19 protein-coding genes and 1 pseudogene are annotated in these 26,840 nt (G+C 73.0%); 6 read left to right on the forward strand and 14 right to left on the reverse strand.

Annotation, left to right across the window (positions count from 1 at the left end; genetic code table 11):
* Positions 1-18: 18 nt before the first annotated feature.
* On the reverse strand, positions 19-1,998 hold the full coding sequence (locus tag ACFZDL_RS38990; RefSeq protein WP_353595287.1) for a Xaa-Pro dipeptidyl-peptidase: 1,980 nt from the start codon (positions 1,996-1,998) through the stop codon (positions 19-21).
* A 196-nt stretch (positions 1,999-2,194) separates the two neighbouring features.
* Between ACFZDL_RS38990 and ACFZDL_RS38995 the strand changes: the two genes are divergently transcribed.
* Entirely contained in the window at positions 2,195-3,712 is a 1,518-nt protein-coding gene (locus tag ACFZDL_RS38995; RefSeq protein ID WP_353595228.1) for a M1 family metallopeptidase, read from the forward strand.
* Between the two features lie 107 nt (positions 3,713-3,819).
* Here ACFZDL_RS38995 and ACFZDL_RS39000 read toward each other — a convergent pair.
* The 4 genes and pseudogenes from ACFZDL_RS39000 to ACFZDL_RS39015 form a co-directional block, all read right to left on the reverse strand.
* Positions 3,820-4,288: pseudogene (locus ACFZDL_RS39000) on the reverse strand (oxygenase MpaB family protein); the annotation flags it as partial.
* A gap of 113 nt (positions 4,289-4,401) precedes the next feature.
* A complete protein-coding gene (locus tag ACFZDL_RS39005; RefSeq protein ID WP_353595229.1) occupies positions 4,402-5,937 on the reverse strand; it encodes an ABC transporter substrate-binding protein in 1,536 nt (511 codons plus the stop codon).
* The gene (locus tag ACFZDL_RS39010; protein WP_353595230.1) at positions 5,934-8,018 is read right to left on the reverse strand and encodes an ATP-binding protein; all 2,085 of its coding nucleotides are present in this window, start codon (positions 8,016-8,018) and stop codon (positions 5,934-5,936) included. Before ACFZDL_RS39010 ends, ACFZDL_RS39005 begins: the two co-directional genes overlap by 4 nt.
* A gap of 81 nt (positions 8,019-8,099) precedes the next feature.
* Positions 8,100-11,918: a glycoside hydrolase family 2 TIM barrel-domain containing protein gene (locus tag ACFZDL_RS39015; protein ID WP_353595231.1), complete on the reverse strand. Its 3,819-nt coding sequence runs from the start codon at positions 11,916-11,918 to the stop codon at positions 8,100-8,102.
* A gap of 213 nt (positions 11,919-12,131) precedes the next feature.
* Between ACFZDL_RS39015 and ACFZDL_RS39020 the strand changes: the two genes are divergently transcribed.
* Positions 12,132-12,911, forward strand: coding sequence for a MerR family transcriptional regulator (locus ACFZDL_RS39020; protein WP_353595288.1), 780 nt, complete (start codon positions 12,132-12,134; stop codon positions 12,909-12,911).
* On the opposite strand, the gene ACFZDL_RS39025 is transcribed toward ACFZDL_RS39020, so the two are convergent.
* The 5 genes from ACFZDL_RS39025 to ACFZDL_RS39045 form a co-directional block, all read right to left on the reverse strand.
* Positions 12,901-15,084, reverse strand: a complete 2,184-nt coding sequence (locus ACFZDL_RS39025) for a 3-hydroxyacyl-CoA dehydrogenase NAD-binding domain-containing protein (RefSeq protein WP_353595232.1) — start codon at positions 15,082-15,084, stop codon at positions 12,901-12,903. The genes ACFZDL_RS39020 and ACFZDL_RS39025 overlap by 11 nt on opposite strands.
* A 45-nt stretch (positions 15,085-15,129) precedes the next feature.
* Complete coding sequence (locus ACFZDL_RS39030; RefSeq protein WP_353595233.1) at positions 15,130-16,344, reverse strand: acetyl-CoA C-acetyltransferase; 1,215 nt, start codon at positions 16,342-16,344, stop codon at positions 15,130-15,132.
* Between the two features lie 43 nt (positions 16,345-16,387).
* Positions 16,388-17,521 carry a CaiB/BaiF CoA-transferase family protein gene (locus ACFZDL_RS39035; protein ID WP_353595234.1) on the reverse strand — a complete coding sequence of 378 codons (1,134 nt, stop codon included), beginning with the start codon at positions 17,519-17,521 and terminating at the stop codon, positions 16,388-16,390.
* A 175-nt stretch (positions 17,522-17,696) separates the two neighbouring features.
* Positions 17,697-19,094, reverse strand: coding sequence for a sialate:H+ symport family MFS transporter (locus ACFZDL_RS39040; protein WP_391193676.1), 1,398 nt, complete (start codon positions 19,092-19,094; stop codon positions 17,697-17,699).
* Positions 19,095-19,144: 50 nt separating this feature from the next.
* A complete protein-coding gene (locus tag ACFZDL_RS39045; protein ID WP_353595236.1) occupies positions 19,145-20,083 on the reverse strand; it encodes a dihydrodipicolinate synthase family protein in 939 nt (312 codons plus the stop codon).
* 222 nt (positions 20,084-20,305) lie between these two features.
* Here ACFZDL_RS39045 and ACFZDL_RS39050 point away from each other — a divergent pair, with 222 nt between their 5' ends.
* Positions 20,306-20,800, forward strand: a complete 495-nt coding sequence (locus ACFZDL_RS39050; protein WP_353595237.1) for a DUF1203 domain-containing protein — start codon at positions 20,306-20,308, stop codon at positions 20,798-20,800.
* A gap of 55 nt (positions 20,801-20,855) precedes the next feature.
* Here ACFZDL_RS39050 and ACFZDL_RS39055 read toward each other — a convergent pair whose 3' ends face one another.
* Positions 20,856-21,587, reverse strand: a complete 732-nt coding sequence (locus ACFZDL_RS39055; protein ID WP_353595238.1) for an endonuclease V — start codon at positions 21,585-21,587, stop codon at positions 20,856-20,858.
* A gap of 30 nt (positions 21,588-21,617) precedes the next feature.
* On the opposite strand from ACFZDL_RS39055, the gene ACFZDL_RS39060 reads away from it, so the two are divergent.
* Entirely contained in the window at positions 21,618-21,917 is a 300-nt protein-coding gene (locus tag ACFZDL_RS39060) for a YciI family protein (protein ID WP_353595239.1), read from the forward strand.
* Between the two features lie 18 nt (positions 21,918-21,935).
* Here the strand turns inward: ACFZDL_RS39060 and ACFZDL_RS39065 are convergent, their stop codons facing one another.
* Complete coding sequence (locus ACFZDL_RS39065; protein ID WP_353595240.1) at positions 21,936-23,075, reverse strand: oxidoreductase; 1,140 nt, start codon at positions 23,073-23,075, stop codon at positions 21,936-21,938.
* 197 nt (positions 23,076-23,272) lie between these two features.
* On the opposite strand from ACFZDL_RS39065, the gene ACFZDL_RS39070 reads away from it, so the two are divergent.
* Positions 23,273-23,686 carry a (4Fe-4S)-binding protein gene (locus ACFZDL_RS39070; RefSeq protein ID WP_353595241.1) on the forward strand — a complete coding sequence of 138 codons (414 nt, stop codon included), beginning with the start codon at positions 23,273-23,275 and terminating at the stop codon, positions 23,684-23,686.
* A gap of 7 nt (positions 23,687-23,693) precedes the next feature.
* On the opposite strand, the gene ACFZDL_RS39075 is transcribed toward ACFZDL_RS39070, so the two are convergent.
* Complete coding sequence (locus ACFZDL_RS39075) at positions 23,694-25,175, reverse strand: zf-HC2 domain-containing protein (RefSeq protein WP_353595242.1); 1,482 nt, start codon at positions 25,173-25,175, stop codon at positions 23,694-23,696.
* A 230-nt stretch (positions 25,176-25,405) separates the two neighbouring features.
* On the opposite strand from ACFZDL_RS39075, the gene ACFZDL_RS39080 reads away from it, so the two are divergent.
* Positions 25,406-25,822: an SsgA family sporulation/cell division regulator gene (locus ACFZDL_RS39080; RefSeq protein WP_353595243.1), complete on the forward strand. Its 417-nt coding sequence runs from the start codon at positions 25,406-25,408 to the stop codon at positions 25,820-25,822.
* 141 nt (positions 25,823-25,963) lie between these two features.
* Here the strand turns inward: ACFZDL_RS39080 and ACFZDL_RS39085 are convergent, their stop codons facing one another.
* On the reverse strand, positions 25,964-26,644 hold the full coding sequence (locus ACFZDL_RS39085) for a GPP34 family phosphoprotein (protein WP_353595244.1): 681 nt from the start codon (positions 26,642-26,644) through the stop codon (positions 25,964-25,966).
* Positions 26,645-26,840: the final 196 nt, after the last annotated feature.

Consider the following 26,840-nt stretch of genomic DNA (forward strand, 5'->3'; position numbering starts at 1 on the left):
TGAGGGGTCGGCGGCTCGTTACCGGGGCAGCCGGGACATGGGGCGCGGCTCGGGGACGCCCTTGAGCGCGGGGGCATCGGGCGAGGCGGCGGCCTCGGCCGGGGTGCCCGCGGTGGCCCGGGCGAGCGCCGGGGCGCCGCCGGTCAGGGGCAGCCGGGCCTGGGTGCGGGCCAGGTCGACGGTGACCGTGGGCGTGGTGTCCGCCGGTTCGATCAGGCCCGCGTCCGTACCGGCGACGATGAGGGCCAGCCGGTGGCCCGCGGGGACGATGTGGTCCGTGGCGGCGAGGTCGAGGGTGAGGGTGTAGGGCTTGCCGGGGGTCAGCGGGCGGCCCTTCCCGTCGTCGGCCCAGTGGCCGAGGTCGGCCCAGCCGCGGCTGAGGACGGTGTAGCCGACGCTCGCCGTGTCCGCCTCGGTCCGCTTGAAGCAGCCGCTGTCGGCCGTCGTGCCGCTGCCCCAGCAGGTCCGGTCGGCGAGGGTGCGGATGCCTTCGGCGTCGCCGGTGTAGTTGCGGATGGTGTCCGGGCCGAGGTCCACCACGACCGCGGACAGGTGCGCGGAGGAGGTGGAGGGGGTCGCGGTGACCGTGACCGCGCCGGAGCCCGCGAGCCGCAGGTCCTCCTTCAGCGGCGCGGTGGTGAACCCGGCCTTGGCGGCGGTCGGCTGGTCGATCCGGGCGGCCCAGTCGGCCTCGCTCTGCCTCGGGTCGTCGGTGAACGTCTCGGTGGCGCCGGGGGCGGCCGGCTCGGTGCCGAGGACGCCGACGCCTGGCGTCTGTCCGGGGCGCGGCAGCAGGGTGGTCGGGCGGGTGCCGGCGGGCGGCCAGGAGCGGTCGGTGGCCCAGCGGTCGGGGGCGCGTTCGACGTCGGCCATGGGCTCGCGCTCGATGCCGTTGTCGATGCCGAGCAGGTAGTGGTCGAACCAGCGGTGCAGGGTGCTCACCCACTCCGCGCGGCGGAAGTCGAAGGGGTCGACGTGTCCGGTCTGCGAGAGCCAGATCTTGCGCTCCACGCCGGCGTCGGCGAGCGCGTTCCACCACTGGCCGAGGTGTTTGGTGCGGACGTTGAGGTCCTGCATCCCGTGGACGGCGAAGACGCTGGCCCGCACCTTGTTGGCGCCGGGGACGTAGTCGCGCCCGGTCCACAGGCCGGTCCAGTCGCCGTTGCGCGGGGCGCCGTCGATGAGCTCCCGCTGCACGGCGGTGCAGCGCGCGTGTGCGCCGTCGCTCTCGACGCCGTCCGAGAGGCCGTCGGGGCCGCTGTCGAAGAGCGGGGCGCCCTGGGCGAAGTAGTAGTCGTACCAGGAGGAGATGGCGCTGATGGGCACGATGGTCTTCAGGCCCTTGACGCCGGTGGCCGCGACGCCGTTGGCGACGGTCCCGTCGTAGCTCTTTCCGATCATGCCGGTGGCGCCGTTGGACCAGTCGGCCGTGACGGTGGCGGTGCCGGTGCGGGTGGTGTAGCCGGTGGCGCGGCCGTTCAGCCAGTCGACGACGGCCTTGGCGGACTGGATGTCGGAGCGGCCGCCGACGTCCACACAGCCGTCGGAGCGGTTGGTCCCGGCGAGGTCGACCAGGACGGTGGCGTAGCCGCGCGGCACGAAGTAGTTGTCGTAAAAGAGCGGGAAGAGGACGGGTTTGCCGGCCGCGTCATAGGTCTTCCGCTGGCTCTCGTTGCCGCGTCCGCAGCAGGAGTAGTACGGACTCGCATCCATGATCACGGGGATTCGGCGGCCCTGCTGGGCGGGTTCGGCGGGGCGCACGATATCGACGGCGACCCGGTCGGTCCTGCCGTCCGAGTCGCCGTCAAGTCCGGTGTCCACCCATACGGATTCGCGGATCGCCTTGTCGTATGAGTAGATCGGTCTGCTCTCCCGCACGGCGGCCTGGGCGGCCGGTGTGCCGAGGGGAGATATGAACGTCGCTGCGAGGGCCGCCAGGGCGGCGGCCGCGAGTGGTCGGAGCGCGATCCGTGGTCTCGCGCGGCGGGGCTTCCGCATACGTAGCAGCACGGGCGGACCGTAGCGCGAGTCAACTCCCGTGCAGAAGAGGGCACTCCGATGTCGTTGGGGCCGAGGTGGCCGCTGATGTCGACCGGATGTCGATCGTGTGTCGCCCTGGGTGATGGACAGGAGGGGGCCTCGGCGAGTACCTAGGGTCTGCAGTGATCGTTGTCCCCGACGAGTTGGAGGACCCGTGCGTCACAGACTCACCGTCCCGAGCGCGGCCGCCGCGTGCCTGCTGCTGGCGGTCCCGGCCTCGGCGGCCGACGCCACCCCGGGCGCGCCCGGCATCGGGGACTCGTACTACCCCGACTACGGCAACGGCGGGTACGACGTCTCCCACTACGACCTGCGGCTGACCTATCGGCCGGTCACCGACCGCCTGGAGGGCACGGCGACCGTCGTGGCCACCGCCACCCAGGACCTGTCCCGCTTCAACCTCGACTTCGCGCTCGAGGTGAGCGAGGTGCTGGTGGGCGGCAAGAAGGCCGCCTTCGCGGCGAAGGGCGACCACGAACTGGAGATCACCCCGGCCGCCCCGCTCGACTCGGGCCGCCCCTTCACCGTCGTCGTGCGCTACCGCGGCACGCCCTCCAAGGTGCAGGTGAAGGGCTACACGGCCTGGCTGCGCACCCCGGACGGCGGGGTCGCGGCGAACGAGCCGGAGGCGGCGTGGTGGTGGTTCCCGAGCAATGACCACCCCCTCGACAAGGCCACCTACGACGTGTCGGTCGCGGTGCCCGACGGAACACAGGCGATCAGCAACGGCACCCTCCAGTCGACCACTTCACGGCTGGGCTGGACGCGCTACAGCTGGCGCTCCAACCGGCCCCAGGCCAGCTATCTCGCCACCCTCGCCGTCGGCAGGTTCGACATCACCACCGACACCACCGAAAACGGCCTGCCGGTCATCAACGCCTACAGCAAGGACCTGGGCGACAACGCGGGCGCGGCGCGCGCCAGCGTCGAGCGCACGGCCGAGGTCGCGGACTGGCTCAGCGGGGTCTTCGGCCCCTATCCCTTCAGCGCGCTCGGCGGCTATGTGCCCAACGTGGGGACGAGCTACGCGCTGGAGACCCAGACCCGCCCGTTCTACAGCCCCCGGCAGTTCGCGGGCGGCTCGAACGTCTCGGTGGTGGTCCATGAGCTCGCCCACCAGTGGTACGGCGACAGCGTCTCGGTGAAGGACTGGCGGGACATCTGGGTCAACGAGGGCTTCGCGCGCTACGCGCAGTGGCTGTGGTCAGAGAAGGAGAGCGAGGGCACGGCGCAGGAGCTCGCGGACTACGTGTACGCGCAGCATCCGGCCGAGGACGCGTTCTGGACGGTCGAGCCCGGGGACCCGGGGCCGGAGAACCAGTTCCACGCGGCGGTCTACGACCGCGGGGCGATCGCGCTGCAGGCGCTGCGGAACGAGGTCGGCGACGACGACTTCTTCGCGATCCTCAAGGGGTGGCCCACCGAGCGGCGCTACGGCAACGGATCGGTGCGCGACTTCGAGACGTACGCCGAGAAGGTCTCGGGCCGTCCGCTCGGAAGCCTCTTCGACACCTGGCTGTTCACGGCGTCCAAGCCGGGGGCACCGGCCGCGCGGGCGAACGGCATCGGGGCGGGCGCGGCGGCGGACGCGGGTGCGGGCGCGGCGGCGCGGCCGAAGTCGTGGCGGGCGATCCACGCGACGGACACCGTCCACGGCACAGGGCGCCACTGACGCTCCCCGGTCAGCTCTCGGGGCGGGGCCCCTGCCGGGGTCTCGCCCCCGCGCTCAGCGCTGTGCCTTGTGCCGCGCCTCGCACCGCGCCTCATGCTCGCCTCATGCCTCGCCTCGCGGCGGGCCTCGTGGCGGGCCTCGCGGGCGAGGGGGAGGTAGCGCAGCCGCTCGGGCAGGAGCGGGACCACCACCCCGGCGGCGCGGCCGAACCGGCGCAGCGTGCGCTCCTGCGCCGCGCTCCACGGCAGCCCGGTCGCCCGCCGCGCGTCCGGCGGGATCAGGCCGACGGTCAGGAACGAGCGGGAAGCGGGCGAAGGGTGGGAGCAGCAGGGGCCAGACGGTGCGCAGCGCGAGCCGCAGCGGGCGCGGGCCGACGTCGGGCGGGGGCAGGGAGGCGTCGGGCGCGGTGAGCTCGCGGGCGACCGGAGTCGCCTCGAGGTCGTGGGCCAGGACGCCCCGGTAGTACGCCCAGAAGTCCTCGGCCGTGCTCGGCAGGTCACGGTCGTCCAAGCCCAGCACCCGGCCGAGCCGCAGCCACTCCGCGTACAGCCCCAGCTCCTCGTCCCGGGTGAACGGCAGGATGCCGCCGACGGGCGGCGGCTCGGGGCCGCCCGCCGCCGTACGGCTGTCCCCGGCGGTGGCCACACCTCCAGTGTGTGCCGCGCCATGAGGAGGCTTGCGGGAGGCTGCTACGGGGACACGGTGCCGCGGTACACGTAGTGGGCGCCCTCGGCGGGGCTGAGCTCCACCAGGGCCATCGGTTTGCCCTTCGGGTTCCCCCGCTCGTCGAAGGCGATCAGACCGCTGAGGCCGGGCAGCTCGGACCGCTTCCCGATCTGCAGCAGCATGTTCCGCACCCCCGCCGCGTCCACCGCCTCCCTCCCCTGCGGGGCCTCCGCCAGGCGGGCGGCCTTGCCCAGGCAGAGCACCGCGTCGTGCCCCATCATCGCCTGGCCGTTCTGCAGCTCCTGGTCGCCGCCGAATCCGGCGTCGTGGTACGCCTTCCGGAAGGCGGGGTAGGGGTTCTCACCGCGGCGCGGATAGATCTTCGCCACGGCGTCGGGGTGGGCGTAGGCGGTGTAGAGGACCTTGATGCGGCCGTGCTTCCAGCGGGTCAGCACGTCACCGGCGACCGCGAGCCCGTCCTTCGCCGTGGGGTCGAAGAAGACCCCTATCGCGCTGGAGCCGGAGAGCACCGTGAGATCGCACCGCCTGCCGGGCGCCGTCAGGGCCTGGAGGAAGGACTTCAACTCCCGTCCGCGGCCGGCGAAGTAGACGGCCTTGATCGACCGCTCCGGGAGGCAGATGGTCTCGGCGATCGAGGCGAGGGCGGTTTCGGTCGAGGTGCTGCCGGAGACGAAGGAATGCCCCTCCTCGGTCACCAGCTTCACCCCCTCGGCGCGCCGCGCCCGGTCGAAGTCCTGGTCAAGGGTCTCGTTGTACGAGTCGTCGTGCTTGATGTCCTTGACGACCTCGACCCGGAAGCGAGGGTCGCCGTCCTGCCGGCCCTTCAGGTATTTGGCGGCGATGGCGGTCTGGTCCCGGTTGGGCGAGGAGACCCGGAAGAACACCGGCTTCTCGGTGGACAGCCCGTCGGCCGCGACCGTCGCGCCGACCATCGGGATCTCCGCCTCGCGCAGCGCGTCCACCGCGGACTTCGTGGTCTCCAGGCTCTGTCCGAAGCCGGCGACCCCCACCAGCTGCTCCTCCTTCGACATGGTGATCAGCTGGTCCACCAGCGGCCGCCACTGCTCGCCGCCCTGTCCGCTGTTGGCGAGCAGCAGCTTGAGCTGCGGGGTGCGGCCGTGGCCGCTCTCGGCGTCGTTGAGCTCACGCTGCGCCAGATACGCGCCCTCGATCGCCTCCCGGACCACCTCGGGCCCGCGGTCGTTCGCGCGCGGCCCGTCCTTTCTGCTCGTCATGGACTCGGTGTAGGCGATCGCGACCCAGGGGTCGCCCGACTCCTCCACCCTGCGGTTCTCGGCGCGGATCTTCGCGCTGACCTCCTTGAGCTCGGGGCTGAAGACGTACGAGCCGTCGCTCACCCCGACGCACTCCCCGCCGGGCCCCCGCTTCCAGACCCCCTCGGCACACCGCGCCGGACCGGAGTCGCGGAGCCACCACAGGCCCGCGAGGGCGAGGCAGACGGCGGTGGCCAGGGCCACCACCGCCCACAGGCCCCGCCGGGACGGGGGTCTCGGTGGCACGTACACCCTGCCGCTCACCACGGTTTCCCTTCGTACTGCGCGGCCTTCGCCAGCAGCGTGCGGTCCCAGCTCACGCTCTCGGTATGCGCCGCCAGCGTCCTGAAGCGGGCGGCGATCTCCCCGTACAGCTCGGCGTACAGATCGCCCAGCGGATCGCGGTACGGGTCCCCGACCCGGTCGGTGGCGGGGGCCGGCCGTGGCTCGGGGCTGATCCAGCTCGCCGCCAGCAGACGGGTGACGGTGCGCAGCCGGCTGTCTATCTCGCCCTCGTTGAGGAAGTCGACAAGCGCCTCGTAGCGCTCCCAGGGCGGCCGGTGGGGGGCGTCGGGGCCGCCGAGCGGGCGCAGCGGTGCCCGGCGCAGCCGGCACAGCTCGACGCACCAGTCCTCCGCGGCGATCAGGCCGAAGCGCTCGTTCAAGTAGCCCGCCGCGGCGGGCAGATCGCCCAGGGCGAGCGCGTGATACGCGGCCAGCCCGGGCTTCCCCGCCTCCTGGGCCCGGTCGCGCAGCGCGGTGTGGGTGGCGTCCCAGCCGTCCGGGCCGGGCGCGCCCCGGGCGGGGCCCAGCGCGGCCAGTTTGCGCAGCAGTAACAGGCGCAGCACCGGGTGCAGGGTCTCGGTCCGCCCGTCGGCGGCCCGGTCGCCGGTGTCGATGTGCATGGAGCACAGCACATCCGCGCAGAAGTCGTCGAACTCCTTCTGCACCGCCGCGTTGGCCTCGCCCCACAGCTGTCCGGCGACGCCCGCGTGGGCCAGGTCGACCGAGGCGGCCGCGCGGGTGAGCGCCCGGACCAGCTCTCTGCTCGCGTCGATGGGCAGCAGCCGGTCCAGGAGGACGTCCACCAGTTCCCCGGACGGATCGAGGACCCTCCGCAGCCGCTCGTCCCACTCCGCGGTGGGGCCGGCGCCGAGCAGCGCCTCCAGCACCGCGGCGGTGGCGGCGGGCTGGCCCCGGGTCAGCTCGTACGCCGCCCAGCCGAGCCATTTGACGCCGCCGTCGACCCGCGGCGCCCGTACGTCGCGCCCGGCCGCCCGCAGCACCTCCTTCGCCTGCCGCTCGACTTCGAGCCGGCGCAGATCGCGCAGCTGTCCCACGCACAGCCCCCGGGCGACCTGGGCCGGCTGGAACTCCTCGCCGCCGTCCCAGCGCCCCGGATACGCGCCGGGCTGCGGCGCGCCGCCCCACGCGTGGTCCTCGAACACCCTCGGGTAACTGCCCGCGGCGGCCACGACGACCAGCGGGTCCGGGTCGTCGGCCTCCCGGCGCGCCTCCAGCAGGTGTTCCAGGAAGTCGCTGCCGAGGGTGGAGTCGACGTTGTCGAGCAGCACCAGACAGCGCGAGGTGCGCCGCCGGTCGCCGCCGCGGGTCCGGTAGGCCCGGCGCAGGTCGTCCAGGAAGGCCGCGAAGAGCACCGCCTCGGCCCGCTTGCGCTCCTCGTCCTCGCCGGCGCCGTAGCGCTGGTTGAGTTCGAGCAGGAAGGTGTCGTGGGACTGCTGCGGCGCGGTGCGGCGGACCCGGCGGAGTCGCCGGCGGGTGCGCAGCCGGGCCCAGCCGCGCTGCCACTCGGGCAGCAGCGGCAGGGCGGCGCCGACCAGCCCGGGCGCGCCGACGGCACTGGCCACGGCGTCCGCGAGCCGCCCCAGCACCTCCAGGCGGCGGCTCTCCGGGCCGGCCAGCGCGTCCGCCATGTCCCGTACGGCGGTGTCCCGGTCGATCCCGTCCACCTCGGCGGCCACGGCCATGACCAGCAGGCCGAACGAGGGGAAGTCCAGCTTGGGGAAGTCGGCCTTGCGCGCGTTGAGCCGGAAGACCAGACCGGTGAGCGCGTCGATCGGCTTGCCGCCCTTCTGGCCGAGGTCCGCCAGGTCGAGCCGGGCGACAGGCGCGCGCTCGGCCCAGCGCTCCAGATGGCGCAGCAGGGTGGTCTTGCCGCTGCCGCGCGGGCCGAGCAGCAGGGTGGCGTCGAGCTGGGAGCCGGGTGCGCGGGCCCGGCCGAGGCCGGGCCCGCGCCCGCCGTCACTCTCGCGTCTCAGCCGCGCTTCGACATAGGCCTCCACGGCCCGGTCCCGCTCGGACTCCCCCGCCCACTCGCGGCGCATGGCACTCCCCCGTCCCCCCGATGCCGCGTTCCCCCATGTGTCATCCTACGAAAGCGCCGATGCGACGGGGACACAAGACGTTCACCCGTTCGACGCAACTTCCTTTCCGGTGAGCGGGCGCAGCGTCAGGGTGTAGTCGTACGGCTGGTCGGCCTTGACCCGGTACTGCTCGCGGACCGGGTTGGGGGTGTCGCCGACGCCGGTGACCGCGTGGTCGGCGTGCAGGGTGTTCCAGCCCGCGTTGCGCTTGAGGAAGTGCGGGTAGGCGGCGCGGTCGAGCTCGTCGTACGCGGTGGCGCCCGCCTCCAGGTCGCCGGAGACCAGCAGCCCCCGGCCGCCGCCGTCGGTGAGCGAGGCCCAGCGGACGTCGTCGTGGTTGCCGTGGTCCTGGGGCTTGAGGTATTCGACGTACTGGTCCTGGACGGAGCTTGACCACACGCCCATGGGGGTGCCGTCCTTGCGGTCGTCGAAGTTCTCCACGGGGCCGCGGCCGTACCACCGGAAGGTGTCGTACCGCTGGGGCACCCGCAGTGTGAGGCCGATGCGCGGCAGATACGACAGCGTGCGGAACGCGCCGCGCGCCTCCACCCGGTGCCGGATGCCGATCCGGCCGGAGCCGTCGACCCGGTAGTCGACGGTCTGTTCGAACGACGCGCCGGTCACATCGGGCGCGGCGGCGGTGGAGCGGACGGTGACGGTGACCGTGCCGTCGTCCGCGGGGGTCACGTCCACCCCGTCCACCGTGGTGCGCAGCCGGTCGAGCCCGAGGGCGCGCCACCGCTTGCCCTCGGCGGTGCCCCAGTCGGAGCGTTCGTTGCTGATCGGGGCGCGCCAGGCGTCCAGCTCGGGGCCGGAGCGCAGCAGTTCGCGGCCACCGACGCGCATGGAGGTGAGGGTGCCGTCCTTCTTCCCGAAGGTGTAGCGGAAGCCCTCGCCGGTCACCTCCACGCTCTTCGCGCCGTCATCGGCCGTGGCCGGGCGGTGGGCGCCGGCGGGCGCCGCCGGTTCCGGCACCTTGTCTCCGCCCACCGCGAACTGGCCGAACGACACGACGTGTCCGGCCTTCGCCCAGTCGGTGTCCCGTGCGGTGACGGCCTGCACGGTGAGGTACCGCTCGTATCCACCGGGGTTCGCGGGCGGGGCGGGCAGCTGGAGGTCGGCGCTCTCGCCGGGGCCGACATCCAGCGGGCGGTCTCCGCTCGCGACGGTCTTCGCGCCCTCGGTCACCTTCCAGCGCAGCATGAGGTCGGCGGTGCCGGTGAAGGCGCGCTCGTTGGTGACCTTCACCCGCCCGGAGCGCGGGTCGGTGCCGGACGGGGCGGTGATCCGCAGGGGCGCCTGCACCCAGGCGAGCTGGGCGGTCTCCGGCTCGGGGGCGCGGTCGGCGGTGACCAGTCCGTCCACACCGGACTCGTACAGGCCGTAGGAGAGATAGTCGCCCTGGCGGGTGAAGTCGTCGAAGTCCAGGGCGATCAGCGCCTCGCCCTTGGGGTCCTCCCCCGCGGCGAGCTGCCCGGGGGTGAGCGCCGTGCCGTAGACGCGGACCTGGTCGACGGTGCCCTTGGCGGTGCGTCCGGCGTAGCCGTCCTCCATGGTGTCGGTGTTGCGGCCGACGCCGAGGTCGAAGCCGGTGTAGTCGATGCGGCCGGTCCAGGGGGTGTCGGCGAGCGGTTTGCCGTCCGCGTACAGGGTCAGCCGGCTGCCGTCGTAGGTGCCGGTGACGCGGTGCCAGGCGCCGGTCCAGCCGTTGGGGACGGGGGCGGTGACGGTGCGTGGCTTGCCCTCGCTGGTGAGGGTGAACTCAAGGGTGTCCCGGTCCTTCATCCGCAGGACGTACTGGTCGCCCTTGCTCACGATGGTGAAGTCACCGGTCCACTCCTCGGCCGGTTCGACCTGGGCGTCGAGGGTGACCGAGGTGCCCGTGAGATCGAGCCTGGGGTCGCGGTAGACCTCGACGAAGTCGTCCAGGCCGGACAGGTACAGCGCCTTGCCGCTCCTGCCCGCGACGACCCGGGGCTTGCCGGACAGACTGGCGGCGATGCGGTTGCCGGAGGAGTCGGGGGTGGTGATCAGCGGGCGGCGGATGTTCTGCTCGGCCCAGTCCCAGATGAAACCGCCCTGGGCGTTCGGGTAGGCGCGCATGACCTCCCAGAACTCCCGGAAGTTCCCCAGGCTGTTGCCCATGGCGTGGGCGTACTCGCCCATCACGATGGGCTTGGTGAACGTCTTGGCCTTGCTCTCCAGGGAGGCCGGGGTCGGATAGCGGGGCCCGGCGACATCGGCGAAGGGCGCGTCGCCGTCGGGGCGGTTGGACTGGTGGTAGAGCGGCCGGGTGGGCTCGTGGCTCCGGGTCCACTCCGCCATGGTGTAGTGGGCCTTGCCGAGCCCGGCCTCGTTGCCGGTGTCCCACATGATGACGCTGGGGTGGTTCTTGTCCCGCTCGACCATGCCCTGGTGGCGGTCGAGGAACGCCTTCTGCCACTCGGGCCGCTCGGCCAGGCAGTTGTCGGGGCAGTTCTCGTGGCTGTGGGTCTCCACCTCCATCTCGTCGTCGATGAGGATGCCCTCGCGGTCGGCGAGCTCGTAGAGGTAGGGGTCCGACGGGTAGTGGGAGGTGCGGAGCGCGTTGACGTTCAGCCGCTTCATCAGCCGGATGTCCTGCTCCATGCGGGCGCGGGTGGCGTGCCGCCCGGTGGTGGGATCGGTCTCGGCCCGGTTGACGCCGCGGATCAGGATGCGCTTGCCGTTCAGCTTGAGCTGCTTGTCCTTGACCTCGATCTCGCGGAATCCGACGTTCTGGCTCACGGTCTGCACCGCCTTCCCGGCGGGGTCGCGCAGGGTCAGCTCCAGCCGGTAGAGGTTCGGCGCCTCGTCCGACCACTTGGCGGGGTCGGCTATGCGGGCGGTCAGCTCGGCCCTGCCGTCGGTCTCCCCGGCGGTCAGCCGCCGCACCTCATGGCCCTTGGGGTCATAGAGCACCCCGGTGACCTGGTGCGGACCGCTCTTGTCGCCGTCCGCGCGCGCGATCTCGACCTCGGCCCGCAGGGTCGCGTCGCGGTAGGCGTCGTCGAGGTCGGTGGTGACGTACGCGTCCTCCATGCGGGTCCTGGGCGTGGAGTACAGCGTCACGGAGCGGAAGATGCCCGCGTAGCGCCACTGGTCGTAGTCCTCGAGGTAGGAGCCGGCGCTCCAGCGGTGCACCTGGACGGCGACGCGGTTGGTGCCGGGGTGCAGATAGTCGGTCACATCGAACTCGGCGGGCACATAGCCGCCCTGGTCATAGCCGACGTAGCGGCCGTTGATCCACAGGAACCAGCCCGAGGTCACCCCGTCGAAGCGGATCACCTGCCTCCGGCCGTCCCAGCTCTCGGGCACCTGGAAGTCGCGGAGGTACGCGCCGGTGGGGTTGGTGTCGCGGGGAACCTTCGGCGGAGCGTCGGGGACCACCTCGCTCTGGACGTTCCGGAAGAGGGGATGGTCGAGGTCGTCGGTCTGCCAGGTGTGCGGGACCTGGACGCTCTTCCAGGCGGAGTCCGAGGCGGAGTCCGAGGCGGAGGTGGCGGATGGGCGGTAGCCCTGCTTCCAGAAGCCCTGGGGCGCGTCCTGGGGACGGTCGGCGATGGCGAACCGCCAGGTGCCGTCCAGGCTGCGCTGCCACTTCTTCCGGTCCGGCCCGTCCGGCCGCAGCAGGGTGTGCGGGGGTTCCTGCCCCTCGCCCGTCATCTCCGGGTCTTCCAGATAGGTGTGCACATCGGCCGGGAACTTGCCCGCGTCCGGCGCTCTGCCCAGGGCCGTGTCGGCCGTGGTGAGGCTCAGCCCGGCCGCGGTGGCCATCGCCAGCGCCGCGCCGAGCAGCCTGCCGAGGCCCCGTCTGGTGTGTTTGCTGTGCCCAGTGCTCACTCCGACCCCACTTCACAGATTCGGAAGAAAACCAACACAGTTGAACAGCACCGCACGCTATGCAGTGACTCCCGCGACGTCAACAGGTGCGGGGGAAGGGGCGGCAGCAGGAGGGGCTTCACACCGATGGTGAGACAGCAATACTGGTGAACCCGACCGATGAACCGACCGACGGACCCGATCTGCAGCAGGGCGGAGAGCGAGGCACGGCGCATGGCGACCCCCGACACGGCCACCACCGGCACCGAGGAACCGACGCTCACCGTCGACGAGTTGGCCGCCCGCGCCGGGGTGACGGTCCGTACGGTGCGCTTCTACGGCACCCGCGGGCTGCTGCCGCCGCCCGTGCTCGGCCCGCGCCGGGTCGGCCACTACGGCCCCGAACACCTCTCCCGCCTCGCGCTGATCGAGGAACTTCAGCACCACGGCATGACCCTGTCCGCCATCGAGCGCTATCTGCGGCAGCTGCCGCCCGACCTCAGCGCGGACGACCTGGCCATCCACCGCGCCCTGGTGGCCTCCTGGGCTCCGGACGCGCCGGAGGAGGCGTCCCGGGAGCAGCTGGCCCGGCGGGCCGGGCGTCCGCTCTCGGAGGAGGACATCGACCGGCTGGCCGCGCTGAACGTGCTGGAGCGCACCGATGACCCGGACGTCTTCCGTATCGACCCCGGGGTGCTGCACCTGGGTATGCGGCTGCTGGAGGTGCCGATCGCGCTGGAGACCATCCTGGCGGCCCATACGGTCGTCCTCGAACACACCCGGTCCGCGGCCCGCGAACTGAGCAGGCTCTTCCGGGACGAGGTGTGGGGGCCGGACCGCGAGGGCGGGTCCGGCCCGTCCGGCGCCGAGCGGGTGAAGGCCAAGAAGTCGCTGTCGGCCCATATGCAGCCGCTGGTGGTGCAGGCGCTGGTGATCGCCTTCCAGCGGTCGATGAAGAGCGAGCTGCGCGGCTGGTACGGGCAGGACGAGCCGGAGCCTCCCGTCAGTCCCTGAACGTCTCGCCCTTCCCGGCCTTGTCCAGCAGCAGCTCCGGGGGCGCGAAGCGGTCGCCGTAGCGGTCCCTCAGCTCGCGGGCGCGCGCGACGAAACCGGGCAGCCCGCCCTCGTAGCCGTTGATGTACTGCAGCACCCCGCCGGTCCAGCCGGGGAAGCCGATGCCGAGGATCGAGCCGATGTTCGCGTCGGCGACCGAGGTCAGCACGCCCTCCTCCAGGAGCCGGACCGTGTCGAGCGCCTCGGAGAAGAGCATCCGCTCCTTCATGTCCTCGAACGGCACCGCGACCTCGGGCCTGGTGAAGTGGGCGCGCAGACCGGGCCACAGTCCGGTCCGCTCACCGGTGGCCTCGTCGTACCCGTAGAACCCGGCACCCCCGGCGCGGCCCGGACGCCCGAACTCCTCGACCATCCGGTCGATGACCTGGTCGGCGGGGTGCGGCCGCCAGCTGCCGCCCGCCTCCTCCACGGCCCGCCGGGTCTCCTCGCGGATCTTGCGCGGCAGGGTCAGGGTCAGCTCGTCCATCAGCGCCAGCACCTTGGCGGGGTAGCCGGCCTGGGCGGCGGCCTGCTCGACGGACGCCGGGTCGACGCCCTCCCCCACCATCGCCACGCCCTCGTTCATGAACTGGCTGATGACGCGCGAGGTGAAGAAGCCGCGCGAGTCGTTGACCACGATCGGGGTCTTGCGGATCTGCCGCACCAGGTCGAAGGCGCGGGCCAGGGCCTCCTCGCCGGTGCGCTCGCCCTTGATGATCTCCACCAGCGGCATCTTGTCGACGGGCGAGAAGAAGTGCAGCCCGATGAAGTCGCCGGGGCGCTGGACGCCCTCCGCGAGCAGGGTGATGGGGAGGGTGGAGGTGTTGGAGCACAACAGAGCGTCGGGCGCGACGATGCCCTCGATCTCCTGGAAGACCTTGTGCTTGAGCGCCGGGTCCTCGAAGACCGCCTCGATGACCGCGTCACAGCCGGCCAGCTCTCCGGGGTCGGCGGTGGGCGTGATGCGGGCGAGCAGCGCGTCCCGCTCGGCCTGCGTCGTACGGCCCTTGGCGAGGGCTTTGTCGAGCAGCCCCTCGGCATGGGCCTTGCCCTTGGCGGCGGCCTCCTGCGACACGTCCTTCAGGACGACGTCGATGCCCGCCCTGGCGCAGGAGTAGGCGATGCCCGCGCCCATCATCCCGGCGCCCAGCACGCCCACCCTGGCCACCTGGCGCGGTGAGACCCCCTGGGGCCGGCCGGCGCCCGAGTTGACCGCCTGCAGATCGAAGAAGAACGCCTGAATCATGTTCTTGGCGGTCTGGCCGGTGACCAGGTCGACGAAGTACCGGGCCTCGATGATCTGCGCGGTCTCGAAGTCGACCTGGGCCCCCTCGACGGCCGCGGCCAGGATGTTGCGGGGCGCCGGGTAGGGGGCGCCGTTCAGCTGCTTGCGCAGAGAGGCGGGGTAGGCGGGCAGGTCGGCGGCGAACTTCGGATGCGCGGGCGTGCCGCCGGGGATCTTGTACCCCTTGACGTCCCAGGGCTGCTGCGATTCGGGGTGGGCGTCGATGAAGGCGCGGGCCTTGGCCAGCATCTCCTCCGGGGAGTCCGCCACCTCGTGCACCAGGCCCGCCTCCAGCGCCCGCCGCGGCGCGTACTGCCGGCCCTCGAGCAGGACCGTGAGCAGCGCGTCGGCGATGCCGAGCAGCCGGACCGTACGGGCGACGCCGCCACCGGCCGGGAGCAGGCCCAAGGTGACCTCGGGGCAGCCGATCCTGGAGCCGGGGGCGTCGAGGGCGACGCGGTGGTGGCAGGCGAGGGCGATCTCGAACCCGCCGCCGAGGGCGGAGCCGTTGATCGCGGCGACGACCGGCTTGCCGAGGGTTTCGATGCGGCGCAGTCCTCGCTTGATCTCCATGCTCGTGTCGTACGCCCGCTGGGCGTCGTCCGGCCCGAGCCTGATCATGTCCTTGAGGTCGCCGCCCGCGAAGAAGGTCTTCTTGGCGGAGGTGACGACGATGCCGCGGATCGAGTCCCGCTCGGCCTCCAGGCGGTCGGCGACCGCGGTGAGGGAGGAGACGAAGGCGGCGTTCATGGTGTTGGCCGACTGGTGGGGGTCGTCCAGGACGAGGGTCACGATGCCGTCGTCGCCGCCCTCCCAGCGGATGGCGGACGCGGCGGTGGGGCTGCTCATGGTTCTTCGGTCTCCCTGGGAAGTCGTGGGGTGCGGGCCGGTCGCTCAGACGCGCTCGACGACCGTCGCGATGCCCATGCCGCCGCCGACGCACAGCGTGGCCAGCCCGTAGCGCTGCCCGCGCCGCTCCAGTTCGTCGACGAGCGTGCCCAGGATCATCGCCCCGGTCGCGCCGAGCGGATGCCCCATGGCGATCGCTCCACCATTGACGTTGATCTTGTCCATGTGGAGCCCCATGTCCTTGGCGAAACGCAGCACGACGGCGGCGAAGGCCTCGTTGATCTCGACCAGGTCGATGTCGTCGATCGTCAGCCCGGCCTTGGCGAGGGCCTTGCGGGTGGCGGGCGCGGGCCCGGTCAGCATGATGGTCGGGTCTGCCCCGGAGACGGCGGCGGAGACGATACGGGCGCGGGGCGTGAGGCCGTAGCGCTCGCCGACCTCGGCGCTGCCGATGGCGACGAGGGCCGCGCCGTCCACGATGCCGGAGGAGTTTCCGGCGTGGTGGACATGGTCGATGGCCTCGATCCAGTGGTACTTCTGCAGCGCGACGGCGTCGAACCCGCCCGCCGCGCCGATCGTGGCGAAGGACGGCTTCAGCGCTGCCAGGGATTCGGGCGTCGTCCCGGGGCGGATGTGCTCATCGCGGTCCAGGACGGTGAGGCCCGAGCGGTCGCGGACCGGGACGACGGAGCGGTCGAAGCGGCCCTCCTTCCACGCGAGCGCGGCGCGCTCCTGGGAGAGCGAGGCGAACGAGTCGACGTCATGGCGGGTGAAGCCCTCGACGGTGGCGATGAGGTCGGCGCCGATGCCCTGGGGGACGAAGCCGGTCTCGTAGTTGGTCATCGGATCGGCGAACCAGGCCCCGCCGTCGGAGCCCATCTTGACCCGTGACATCGACTCGACGCCGCCCGCCAGCACCAGGTCCTCCCAGCCGGAGCGGACCTTGGCCGCCGCCAGATTGACGGCTTCGAGGCCCGAGGCACAGAAGCGGTTCTCCTGGACGCCCGCGACCGTCTCGGGGAGGCCGGCCGCGATCGCCGCGATCTTCGCGATGTCGGAGCCCTGGTCCCCGAGGGGGCTGACGACACCGAGCACGACGTCGTCGATCGCCGCCGGGTCAAGACCGGGCAGCCGCCGCTGGATCTCGTGGATGAGGCCCACGACGAGATCCACCGGCTTGGTGCCGTGCAGGGCCCCGTCGGCCTTGCCGCGCCCGCGCGGGGTGCGGATGGCCTCGTACACATACGCTTCGGTGCTCACGTCAGCAGCCTTTCGGGGATGTCGGACAGGCAGGGGGACCGCGTCACGAGGGGCGCTCCCTCGGGAAGAGCGGCACGCCCCAGTCGCGGGCCACCTCGGCGCCGTCCGCCCCCGGCCGGGCGGGCGGGCGGCGCACCGCGCCCGGGGTGGCGGAGAACCGCGGGGCGGGGGCGGGCTGGGTGATGCCGCCGTGGTCGACGAAGGTGGCGCGGGCGGCCAGCTGCGGATGGCCGGGGGCCTCGCGGAGGGAGAGGACGGGGGCGACACAGGCGTCGGACGAGGCGAAGACGGCCGTCCACTCCTCGCGGGTGCGCTGCTTGAAACGGGCGGCGATCAGGGCGCGCAGCTCATCCCAGCGGTCGAAGTCGCGGCGGCCGGGAGCCTGGTCCGCGATCCCGAGGAGCTCGATGAACTCGGCGTAGAACTTGGGTTCGAGGGCGCCGACGGCCATATAGCCGCCGTCCGCGGTCTCATAGGTGCCGTAGAAGGGGGAGCCGCCGTCGAGGAGGTTGGCACCGCGCCGGTCCTGCCAGCCACCCGCCGCCATCATGCCGTGGATGACGGCGGTCAGATGGGCCGTGCCGTCCACGATCGCGGCGTCCACGACCTGGCCGTCACCGGAGCCGCGGGCGTGCTGGAGGGCGGCGAGGACGCCGATCACCAGATAGAGCGCGCCGCCCGCGTAGTCCCCGAGGAGATTGGCGGGGATGGCGGGCGGGCCCTCCGGCGCGCCGATCATGCCGAGCGCGCCGGTGACCGCGATATAGCCGATGTCATGGCCGGCGGTCTCGGCGAGCGGGCCCTCCTGGCCCCAGCCGGTCATCCGGCCGTAGACCAGCCGGGGGTTGCGGGCCAGACAGGCGTCGGGCCCCACGCCCAGGCGCTCGGCGACGCCCGGGCGGTATCCCTCGATGAGGATGTCGGCGCGCTCCACGAGGTCGAGCACGGCTGCTCGGCCCGGCTCGGCCTTCAGATCGAGCAGCACCGAGCGCTTGTTCCGGTTGGCCAGGTCGTACGCCGGGTCGACCTTCAGCCCGCCCGGGCCGCCGGGCCGGTCGACGCGGACGACGTCGGCGCCGAGGTCGGCGAGGACCATGGCGGCGAAGGGGCCCGGCCCGATCCCCGCGAGCTCCACCACGCGCACCCCTGCCAGCGGGCCGTGCTCTGTCGCCGCCATGCCGTCCCCAAACCGTATGACACCACTGCTGTAACACCGCTGATGCTAAGAACGCGCCCGGCATTCCACAAGCCCCCACGGCGAGCCTGTGGATAACCGGACGGGCGCTCAAAACCCCTGTCTCACCAGGCATTTGGCGCAACGGCGCCGGACGGGGCGCGGGCCGCCCAGCCCCTCAGCCGGTCCTCTCCACGCTAACGGCAGACGCCGACAACGGCCGCTCCGGCACGAGGTGGTCATCGGGTGCTCCCGGATCGGTGAGCCGGCCGAGCCGCTGGGGGACATTGCCGCCGACCAGCACGATCACCAGCAGGGTGAGCCCGAAGGTGAGCACCGCCAGCGCCCGTCCGAGTGACATGCCCTCCGCCAGGTGGGCGCCCAGCACCGGCGCCACCGCGCCGCCGAGCGCCCCGGTGTTGTAGACGAAGCCGAGTGACGCGGCCCGGTTCTCGGTCGGGAAGTGGCTCGCGATGTACTTGGGCAGGATCCCGGAGATCCCCTGGCTGAGGGCGAGCAGGAAAAAGAGCAGCACCCCGAGCCCGACCAGGCTGTTCTGCACCGCGAACACCGGGAAGACGAAGGCCAGCGAGGCCAGGAGGGTCAGGGCGTACGCACGCCGGGTGCCCAGCCAGTCGCCCATGAACCCGGCGAGCCAGCAGCCGGCCATGGTCCCGAACCCGGCGTAGAACATCATGTCCGTGACCTCGCCCGGATCGTAGCCGAGCTCCTTCTTCAGGTAGGTGGGCAGCAGCGCCTGGATGGGCCAGCTGTAGAGGAACGCGCAGAACACGGTGCACATCAGCGCCACGTACAGCAGCCAGCGCCGCCGGCCGCCGAGCTGCGCGGCGAAGGCGACCAGACAGGCCGCGGCCACCAGCGCCAGCGGCCACACCATTCCCTCGCCCACCGGGGTGAAGACACAGAACAGCGAAACGCTCGCGGCCACGGCCAGCGCCGTGTTCAGCGAGGCCCTGCGGCGCCCGGAGAACAGCGGCCGGAACGGGTTCGGGCGCGGCCCGCCACCGGTCGCCTCGCTCCAGTCCTCGCTCTCGGGGAGCGCGCGCCGCACCCACAGGGCCACGAACACGGGGAGCACCCCGATCCAGAACAGCCAGCGCCAGCCCCAGTGGGGCACCACCCACTTGTAGAGCTCGGCGGCGATGATCGAGCCGCCGGCGAACCCGGAGATCAGAAAGCCGGAGGCGCGGTTGCGCAGCCGGGCCGGCCAGCTCTCCAGGGCGTAGGTGGCGCTCGCGCTGTACTCCCCCGCCATCCCCATGCCGATCAGCAGCCGGGCGGTGAACAGGCTGAAGTAGTCCCATGCGAAGCCGCAGGCGAAGGTCCCCAGCGAGTAGAGCAGAATGCTGACGATCATGGCGAGTTTGCGCCCGTAGCGGTCGCCCAGCGCACCGAGCACCGCGCCGCCGAGCCAGCGGGTGATGAACGCCCCGGAGACCAGGGAGGCGGCCGAGGCGTCGCTCAGGTCGAACTCGTCGGCTATCTCCGTCAGGACCAGCGTGATCAGGACGAAGTCGAAGCCGTCGAGCAGATAGCCGATCCAGGCGGCGAACATCGCCTTCCACTGCCGGGGGGAGACTTCCCGGTACCAGGGCAGGGGTGCGGTCACGGCAAGAGCCCTCCGTTTTCGAGGAGTTGGCGGACGGACTTCACGGCGGCGTCGCCCAGCGGCACCTGGGGAGGGGCGGTGGCCGGGCAGTCGATGACGCCCAGCAGGTGCAGGGCGGCCTTGAAGGCGCCGAGCGCGGAGGAGCTGCCGCCCATCGCGGCCGGGTCGCCGACGTCGGTGATGGCGAAGAGGGCGGCCAGCCGGTCCTGCTCGGCCGCCGCCCGCTCCCAGCGGCCCGCCCGCGCATGCTCGTACAGCCGTACGTAGCCCATGGGGTCGACGTTCCCCAGCCCCGGGACGACGCCGTGCACCCCCGCCAGCAGGGCGCCGTCCACGGCCAGCTCGGAGCCGGTGAGCACCGAGAAGGAGGTGTGCAGCCCGCGCCGGCGCACCTCGACCAGGAGGCGGCGCAGCGCGCCGTCGTCGCCGCTGCTGTCCTTGAGCCCGGCCAGCGTGCCCTCGGCGGCGAGCGCGAGGACGGTGGCCGGGGCGAGCTTGGTGTGCACGGAGGCCGGGATGTCGTACGCGAAGAGCGGCAGACCCGCGCCGCCGCGGATGCGCCGGAAGTGGTCGGCGATCTCGACCGGGTGGGTGCGGGTGTAGAAGGGGGCGGTGGCGACGAGTCCGTCCACGCCCGACGCCGCCGCCGTAAGGGCGTGGTCGAGCACCCGTTCGGTGGTCATGTCGATCACCCCGGCGAGCACCGGTACCCGGCCGGCCGCGGCCTCAATCACGGTCTCCAGGACGGCGCGCCGTCTACGGTCACTCAGATAGGCGGCCTCGCCGCTGGACCCGAGGACGAACAGGCCGCTGACCCCGGCGCCGATCAGCCGCTCGGCGAGCGCGGCGAGGGAACGGGTGTCGACCTCGCCGGTGGGGGTGAGCGGGGTGCACAGGGGTGGGACGACACCGGTGAGCGGAGTCGGCAGACTCATCGAGACCTGGCTTTCTGACGATCGCATGGACATTTCAGTCATTCAGGACGTCGGACGTCCTATGTCTGCGCTGAATCTGACGGAGCGCCAACACGGTGTCAAGCCCCCGGACGCGTCGGGGCCGGCATCGGCGCCGGCATCGGCGTCGGTCCCGCGCACCGCCCGAGCGCCCCGTCCGAATCCCGCCAGCACCGGACCGCCCCGGCGACCAGCATGGACGCCATGAGCGAGAACTACGAGATCCGGGCCATCGCGCCCGAGGTGCTGAAGCAGCTGCGGATCAGCGACGACGCGGGCAACCCGCCGCGCATGGTGGTGGACGAGGAAGGCGGCAATCCGCTGCGCTGCTGCCTGGGCCGCAGCCGGCCGGGCGAGACGATCGCGCTCGTCTCGTACGCCCCGCTGCGCCGCTGGGCGCTCGAGACGGGCGCCACGCCCGGCCCGTACAGCGAGACGGGCCCGGTCTTCATCCACACCGAGGACTGCGGCGGCTGGCCGGGCGGCGGCTATCCGGACGCCATGCGGGGCGAACGGAGGGTGCTGCGGGCGTACTCCGCCGAGGGCGCCATTCTCAGCGGCCTGCTGCTGGACGGCGGGGACCTGACGATCGAGGAGGGGCTGGCGGAGGTCTACCGGAATCCGGAGGTGGCCGCGGTGCACATACGCGCCGTGGAGTTCGGCTGCTTCCACGCGGAGACGCGGCGGACGGCCGGCTGAGCGGCGGCGCGCGCGTACGGGGGTCGCGCGCGCATGACGTACTGGTGGGCGCTGCTCACGCGCCCGCCAGCGCCCGGCGGCACAGCGCGTCGGCCCGCCGCGTGGTCTCCGGCAGTCGGTAGTCGCGGGCCAGGTGCAGCGCGTACGCGCAGGCGTCGGCGAGGGTCACCCGGTGGCCGACGGAGACGAAGACCGGCTTCACGCCGTCCTGGGTGCGCAGCGCGCGCCCCACCACCTCCGCCCCGTCCAGCAGCGGTGACCACTGCCCGCGGCGCGGGCCGGGGGCGTCGTGGGTGAAGGTGAAGGGGTTCTTGGCCACACCGATGGTGGGCAGCCCGGTGAGCACTCCCAGATGGCTGGCCAGCCCGAAGCGGCGCGGGTGGGCGAGGCCGTAGCCGTCGCAGACCACCACGTCGGGGCGGTGGCCGAGGCGGTCCAGGGTGCCCAGGGCGTCGAGGACGGCCGGGATCTCACGGAACGCCAACAGGCCGGGCACATACGGGAAGGAGACCCGGCCGACCGCCGTGGCCTCCCCCACGGCCGCGAGGCCGCGCGGGTCGAGCGCCACGGCGGCCGCCGCTACCACACCCCGCTCGTCGTCGTACGCGACGTCCACGCCCACGACGGCGCCCGCGCCGCTGCCCGGCGCGGGCAGGTCGCCGCCCACCAGGACGGAGCCGCGCAGCCGCTCCTGGACGGCGGCCGCCTCGGCCTCGGTCGTGGGCCAGCCGGGCGGGAGCTCGTAAGTGGGCCCGGCGGCGGGCCCGGAGTCGAATGCGCTGGTCATGGTGTGCCCCACGCTACTAGCCTCGCGATCATGTTCGTATTGGAGCTGACCTACACCGCGCCCCTCGAACGCGTCGACGCCGCGCTCCCCGACCATGTGGCCTGGCTGGAGGGGCTGTACGCCTCAGGCGACATCATCGCCTCCGGCCGCAAGATCCCGCGGGACGGCGGGATCATCCTGGCGGTCGGCGACGACCGCGCCAGGATCGAGCGGCTGGTGGCGACCGACCCGTTCTCGGTCGCGGGTCTGTGCGAGTACCGGATCACCGAGTTCCTGGCCACGAAGACCTCTCCCGAGCTCGCGGCCCACCGCCGGCAGCCGCCGTCCTGACCCACCTCCCGGCCGGGCCTACCTCTCAGCCGGCTCCAGCCGGGCGACGCGGCCCTGCTCGCCCGACGCCCAGCAGCCCAGGTCCGGGGCGCAGTCGACGGTGTCGTACGAGCCCTGGTCCACCGTGCGCCAGGTGCGGCCGCCGTCGGTCGTCACATCCGTGCCCGTCGGACCGACCGCGAGAGCGGTGCGGCGGCTGTGCGGCAGCCAGGTGACGCCCGAGCGGTACGCGGGCGGCGGCGCGTCGGCCACCGTCCAGACCGCCCCGCCGTCCGCCGTGACGGCGGCCGCCTTCGGGGACGGCTGCCCGGCCCGGTAGTCGCCGCCGACGGCCAGGCCGGTGCGGGCGTCACGGAAGGCGAGCGCGAAGACGCCGCGCGCCGGGTCGCCCGCCGGGAGCGGGGCGTCGGCCACCGTCCAGGTGCGGCCGCGGTCGGCGGAGTGGAACACGCGCGCGGCGGCCGCGCCCCCGGTGGCGAACCACGCGTCCCGGCGCCCGGCGCTGACCAGGCACTGCCCGCCGGCCGCGAACGCCGCCTCGCCCGGCTGCGCGGCGGGCATCCCGTCCGAGGGCAGCACGCGCCAGCTGCGGCCACCGTCACCCGTCGCCAGAACGCGGTACTTGCCGTCGACCGGGTCGCTGAGCGCGATGCCGTTGCGCGCGTCGAAGAAGGTCAGACAGTCGTAGAAGGCGCCCGGATCGGTGTTGCGGAAGCTCTCCGTCCAGGTCGCGCCGGCGTCGTCCGTACGGAAGACCCGGGACGCCTCGCCCTCACCGATCGCCAGCACCACCGCGCGCCGCGCGTCGAACGCCTCGATGTCCCGGAACTCCAGCCCCTCCGCGCCCGGGGGCGACACATTGCGCCAACTGCGCCCGCCGTCGTGCGTGCGCAGCACGGTCCCCTTCGAGCCCGCCACCCACGCCGTCGTACGGCTGACGGCGGCGAGCCCGCGGAACCGGGCGTCGCTGCCGCTGTCCTTCAGCCGCCATGTCACGCCCGACAGGCTCTCCTCGCGCCCTTGTTGGGCCCGCGCCGGCGCGGCGGCGACGGCCGACACGAGCGCCGCGCCGCACAGCCCGGCCGCTGCCGCGCGTCTCAGCGTCCCCGAGAGCCCCTTGATCCTCTTGAGCCCCTTGGTGGTCCTCTTGTCACTCATGGCGCCGGAAGCTAGCCCATTGGTGGGACACCGTCCACGGACGAGTGGCGCCGGACGCCGAATCGCGGGACCGGTTGGGCCTTCCTATGGTGGGGGCGGGGGGAGCGAGGAGGCGCAGCGCATGACAAACCCCGTGTTCCACCCCCCGTCAGACGGGTTGTCGGATCCCACGAGCCGGGCCGGGGGCTGAGGCGGCCATGGACGTCGAACGCTCGAAGCCGTATGTGGGAGCCATGGTCACGATCCACTACGAAGCAGAGCGATGTCTCCACGCGGGCGAATGCGTCCGGGCGCTGCCCCAGGTATTCGACCCCGGGCGGCAGCCGTGGATCCAGCCCGACGGCGCCCCCGCCGATGTCGTCGCCGAGATCGTCCGGCGGTGCACATCCGGCGCCCTCCGCTACCGGATGGCCAACGGCCACACCGAGACCCCCGCCCGCCCCACCGCCATCGTCCGTACGGCCTCGGGCCAGATCCTCGTCCGCGGCGACCTCCGGGTCGAGACCGCGACGGGCCCCCGCCAGGAGACCCGCGCGACGCTGTGCGGCTGCGGGACGAGTGCGAACGCCCCGTACTGCGACGGATCCGGCCCCTGCGGGAGCCGGCCCTAGCCGCGCCCTAGCCGTTGTCCCAGCCGTCTGCCCCGCTACGACCGGACGCCGGGGGCCGGCCGTCCGCCTTGGTGGCCTCGGCCGACTCGGTGGGCTTTGGCGACTTGCTCGGCTCCGCGGCGGGGGACTCGGTCGACGTCGCGGTCGGCTCGGGGGTCGCGGTCGCGGTCTGGTCCTGGCTCTGGGTCGGCTTGGGGGTGGCGCTCTGCGTCCGCGTCGGGGTCGGCTTCGTGGCGGGAGCCCGGGTGGGGGTCTTCGCCGGGGTCTTCCCGCCGCTTGACTTCGTGGACGGCGCCGCGGACGCCGGCGTGCTCTTCGGCGCGCCGGACGTACCGGGGGCGGACGACGCCGACGAGGGCGGCGTGGACGAGGACGACGACCGCTCCTGGGACCGGTCGGCGGCGTCGCCGGAGTTCTGGGTGGAGGGATGGGCGGAGGCGTCGCCCGAGGCCCCGTGTCCCGCCGCGCCCGGCCGTGCGGACTCCTCCGGCGACGAGGTCACTCCCGAGGACGACTCGGACGAGTGCCCGGAGGCCGCCGTGCGCTGCTCCGGTCCGGACGAGTCGCCGCCCGTGAACACCAGGCCGGCCGCGACCGCCGCCCCCGCGAGGGCCAGCGCACCGGCCCCTGCGACGGCCGCGACCGGTCGGCCGACCCGGGGCGCCCGGCGGCGCGCCCGGTGGCGCGGGGGGCCGGCCTCGGACGTCCGGGCCGGGAGCTCCAGCGTCTCGGCCGCCGGGCCCGCGTGGGCACCACCCGACGGCAGGGACGACAGGGCGGCCACCGCGCCGCCCGCGCGGGCCAGCGGCACCAGGTAATCGGCGGTCCCCCGGCTCAGGAGAACCATCAGGGCCGGACCCACCAGCGCGGACAGCCGGGCGTCGGCCGCCATCAGCAGCTCCACCCGCGCCCGGCAGTCCGCACAGCCGGCCACATGGACCGCGACCTGCTCCGCCTGGGTGGGCGAGTCCGCGCCCCGTACGTGCTCAGGCAGCCGCTCCCAGCACCACTCGCAGGCCGGGTCGGCCGGGCTGCCCGGCTGGGCCCGCAGGAAGTGCTGGCGCATACCGTCCCGGGCCCGCTCCAACGCGGCGGCCGGGCCCGCGCCCGCCTCCGCCCGGCGGCCCGCCTCGGCCACCGGCGGCTGCCGCTCCGCTTCCGCCTGCCACAGCGCCTTCACCCACCGCTGCGGCAGATCCTCGATGACGCGCGCGAGCAGGTCGACGTAGGAGACGCGCTGCGCGCGGTCCCGGCTTGCGGCGGACATGGCAAGGTCACGCACGGTGGCCTTGAGGGCTGCCGGGACGTCACCGACGGCCGCGCCGGACCGCAACCGCCGCCACACCAGAAAGTACGCCTCGGCGACGGCGTCCTCGGCCGGCCACGGGGCGCCGGTGAGGGTGCGTGCGTAGGCGACGAGGTGTGGGTGGTGGTCTTGGTGGAGCCGGATGTAGGTATCCGCGTCCAGCGATGCGGGACCTTCGGTCATGGTGGAACAACCCCTGGAGTGATGCCTCGCCGCAGCCGCGGTTTTGTAACAGCTCAGCACGGCACCTGAGACTTTGCGTGGATTCCGCAAGCCTAAATGTCGCATCTCCACCCGAAAACATGGTCGTGACACACGTCACGTCCACCGCGGGTGCACTGGGGTCATGGCCCGTACGTCTTAAAGGCGTAGAGAGAGGCAAGGACCCGCACCGATCGCAAGGAGCAGGCGTTGTGACCACCACCGTCATTGATCAAGCCGTCCAGGCGCGCCTCATCGCATCGACTCCCGAAGCACGCGCCATCCCCGCATGCCTGCGCTACGAACGCGAGGACCCGTTCGCCGTGCGCGTCTCCTTCCCGCCCGCCGCGTCCCTGGACGGGGAGGCGGTGGAGTGGACCTTCGGGCGTGAGCTGCTGACGGCCGGGCTGCGGGGCCCGGCGGGCAGCGGCGATGTGCAGGTGTGGCCGTGCGGCCCGCAGCGGACCGTCCTGGAGTTCCACGCCCCGGAGGGCATGGCCATGGTCCAGTTCGACACCGACGATCTCCAGTCCTTCCTCGACCGCTCGTACGCCCTGGTGCCCGAGGGCAGCGAGAGCGCGCGGCTGGACCTCGACCACGACCTGGCCGTGCTGCTGCGGGAGGCCTGAGGGGGCAGGGCGACCGACGGTGCCCGTCGCGCCCGGCGCCGAGGCCGGGCCGCCCCCTCTGCCGGGCACTCCGCTCCCCCGCCGCCCGTTCCCCCGCCTTGCTCCGCCTTCTGCGCCCTCGGCGGCATGCGTCATCGCTTCTCAGCCGGCCGCCGCCAGCGTGCCCGACAGCGTCACTCCGGTGACCGCGACCGCCACCCCCGACCGCACCTGACCGATCGCCCTCTCCAGGACGGGCCCCACCTGGCCGCTGCGCCGCGCCAGCTCGCCGATCCGCGCCTTGTGCGCCCTGGCGTCCGCGGCCGTCACCACCGTCCGCAGCTCCCCCGCCGCGGCGAGTGCGACGAGCGCCGCGTCCCCGGCGGAGACCTCCGACACGCTCTGCCCGCCGCGCAGCAGCCGCACCGCGTCCTCCCGCGCCCCCGCCACCACATCCGGCCGCTCCAGCTCGTACTCCTTGGCCGGCAGCAGCCCCAGCACCCGCCTGCCCCTGGCCCGCACATAGCCGGCCGTCACGAGCTGGTCGCGGACCGCGCGCTCGGTCAGCCGTGCGTGGTGCCTCACCCAGGTCTGCCAGGTGCGCGGCCGGGACTCGAAGATCAGTTCGAGCAGCGCGTCGAGTGCCGGATCCCCGGTCCTGGCGTCGTCGACCGGCCGCGCGACACCGTCCTCGTCGGTCAGCATCCCGCGCTGCGCGAGCTCGGTGAGGGCTCCGGCCCGCACCAGATACGGCAGATGATCGGGGTCGGCGGGCCGTCCGGTCCGGGGATCCCAGGCCAGGAGATAGAGCTTGGCGGCGAGTGACAGGGAACCGTTGGGCACGGGAGCCTCCATGGATCTGCGACCGTGTACCCCCAAGTGGTCACTTCACCACGACCCTGCTCACGCGCGCGCCCGGAGGCGCCCGCTTCGCGAGAAACCGTACGCGGCGACGGCTGTCGCCGCACCCACCGGCGTGACGACGACGCGCACCCCCCTTGCGCGCGCGTAGCCGACACGGCCGGGCACGGTCCCCTTG

Origin of the sequence: Streptomyces sp. NPDC007917, from assembly GCF_042959105.1 — a bacterium.
In the GTDB taxonomy this organism is placed as follows: domain Bacteria; phylum Actinomycetota; class Actinomycetes; order Streptomycetales; family Streptomycetaceae; genus Streptomyces.

What these genes read in the sequence shown, in the direction of transcription:
- ACFZDL_RS39010 (WP_353595230.1), bottom strand. Translation starts at nt 8,018, where the DNA reads ATGCGCCGCGAGTGGGCGGGGGAGTCCGAGCGGGACCGGGCCGTGGAG.
- ACFZDL_RS38990 (WP_353595287.1), bottom strand. Translation starts at nt 1,998, where the DNA reads ATGCGGAAGCCCCGCCGCGCGAGACCACGGATCGCGCTCCGACCACTC.
- ACFZDL_RS39055 (WP_353595238.1), bottom strand. Translation starts at nt 21,587, where the DNA reads ATGACCAGCGCATTCGACTCCGGGCCCGCCGCCGGGCCCACTTACGAG.
- ACFZDL_RS39020 (WP_353595288.1), top strand. Translation starts at nt 12,132, where the DNA reads ATGGCGACCCCCGACACGGCCACCACCGGCACCGAGGAACCGACGCTC.
- ACFZDL_RS39040 (WP_391193676.1), bottom strand. Translation starts at nt 19,094, where the DNA reads ATGTTCGCCGCCTGGATCGGCTATCTGCTCGACGGCTTCGACTTCGTC.
- ACFZDL_RS39050 (WP_353595237.1), top strand. Translation starts at nt 20,306, where the DNA reads ATGAGCGAGAACTACGAGATCCGGGCCATCGCGCCCGAGGTGCTGAAG.
- ACFZDL_RS39060 (WP_353595239.1), top strand. Translation starts at nt 21,618, where the DNA reads ATGTTCGTATTGGAGCTGACCTACACCGCGCCCCTCGAACGCGTCGAC.
- ACFZDL_RS39075 (WP_353595242.1), bottom strand. Translation starts at nt 25,175, where the DNA reads ATGACCGAAGGTCCCGCATCGCTGGACGCGGATACCTACATCCGGCTC.
- ACFZDL_RS39025 (WP_353595232.1), bottom strand. Translation starts at nt 15,084, where the DNA reads ATGAGCAGCCCCACCGCCGCGTCCGCCATCCGCTGGGAGGGCGGCGAC.
- ACFZDL_RS39070 (WP_353595241.1), top strand. Translation starts at nt 23,273, where the DNA reads ATGGACGTCGAACGCTCGAAGCCGTATGTGGGAGCCATGGTCACGATC.
- ACFZDL_RS39065 (WP_353595240.1), bottom strand. Translation starts at nt 23,075, where the DNA reads ATGAGTGACAAGAGGACCACCAAGGGGCTCAAGAGGATCAAGGGGCTC.
- ACFZDL_RS39045 (WP_353595236.1), bottom strand. Translation starts at nt 20,083, where the DNA reads ATGAGTCTGCCGACTCCGCTCACCGGTGTCGTCCCACCCCTGTGCACC.
- ACFZDL_RS39035 (WP_353595234.1), bottom strand. Translation starts at nt 17,521, where the DNA reads ATGGCGGCGACAGAGCACGGCCCGCTGGCAGGGGTGCGCGTGGTGGAG.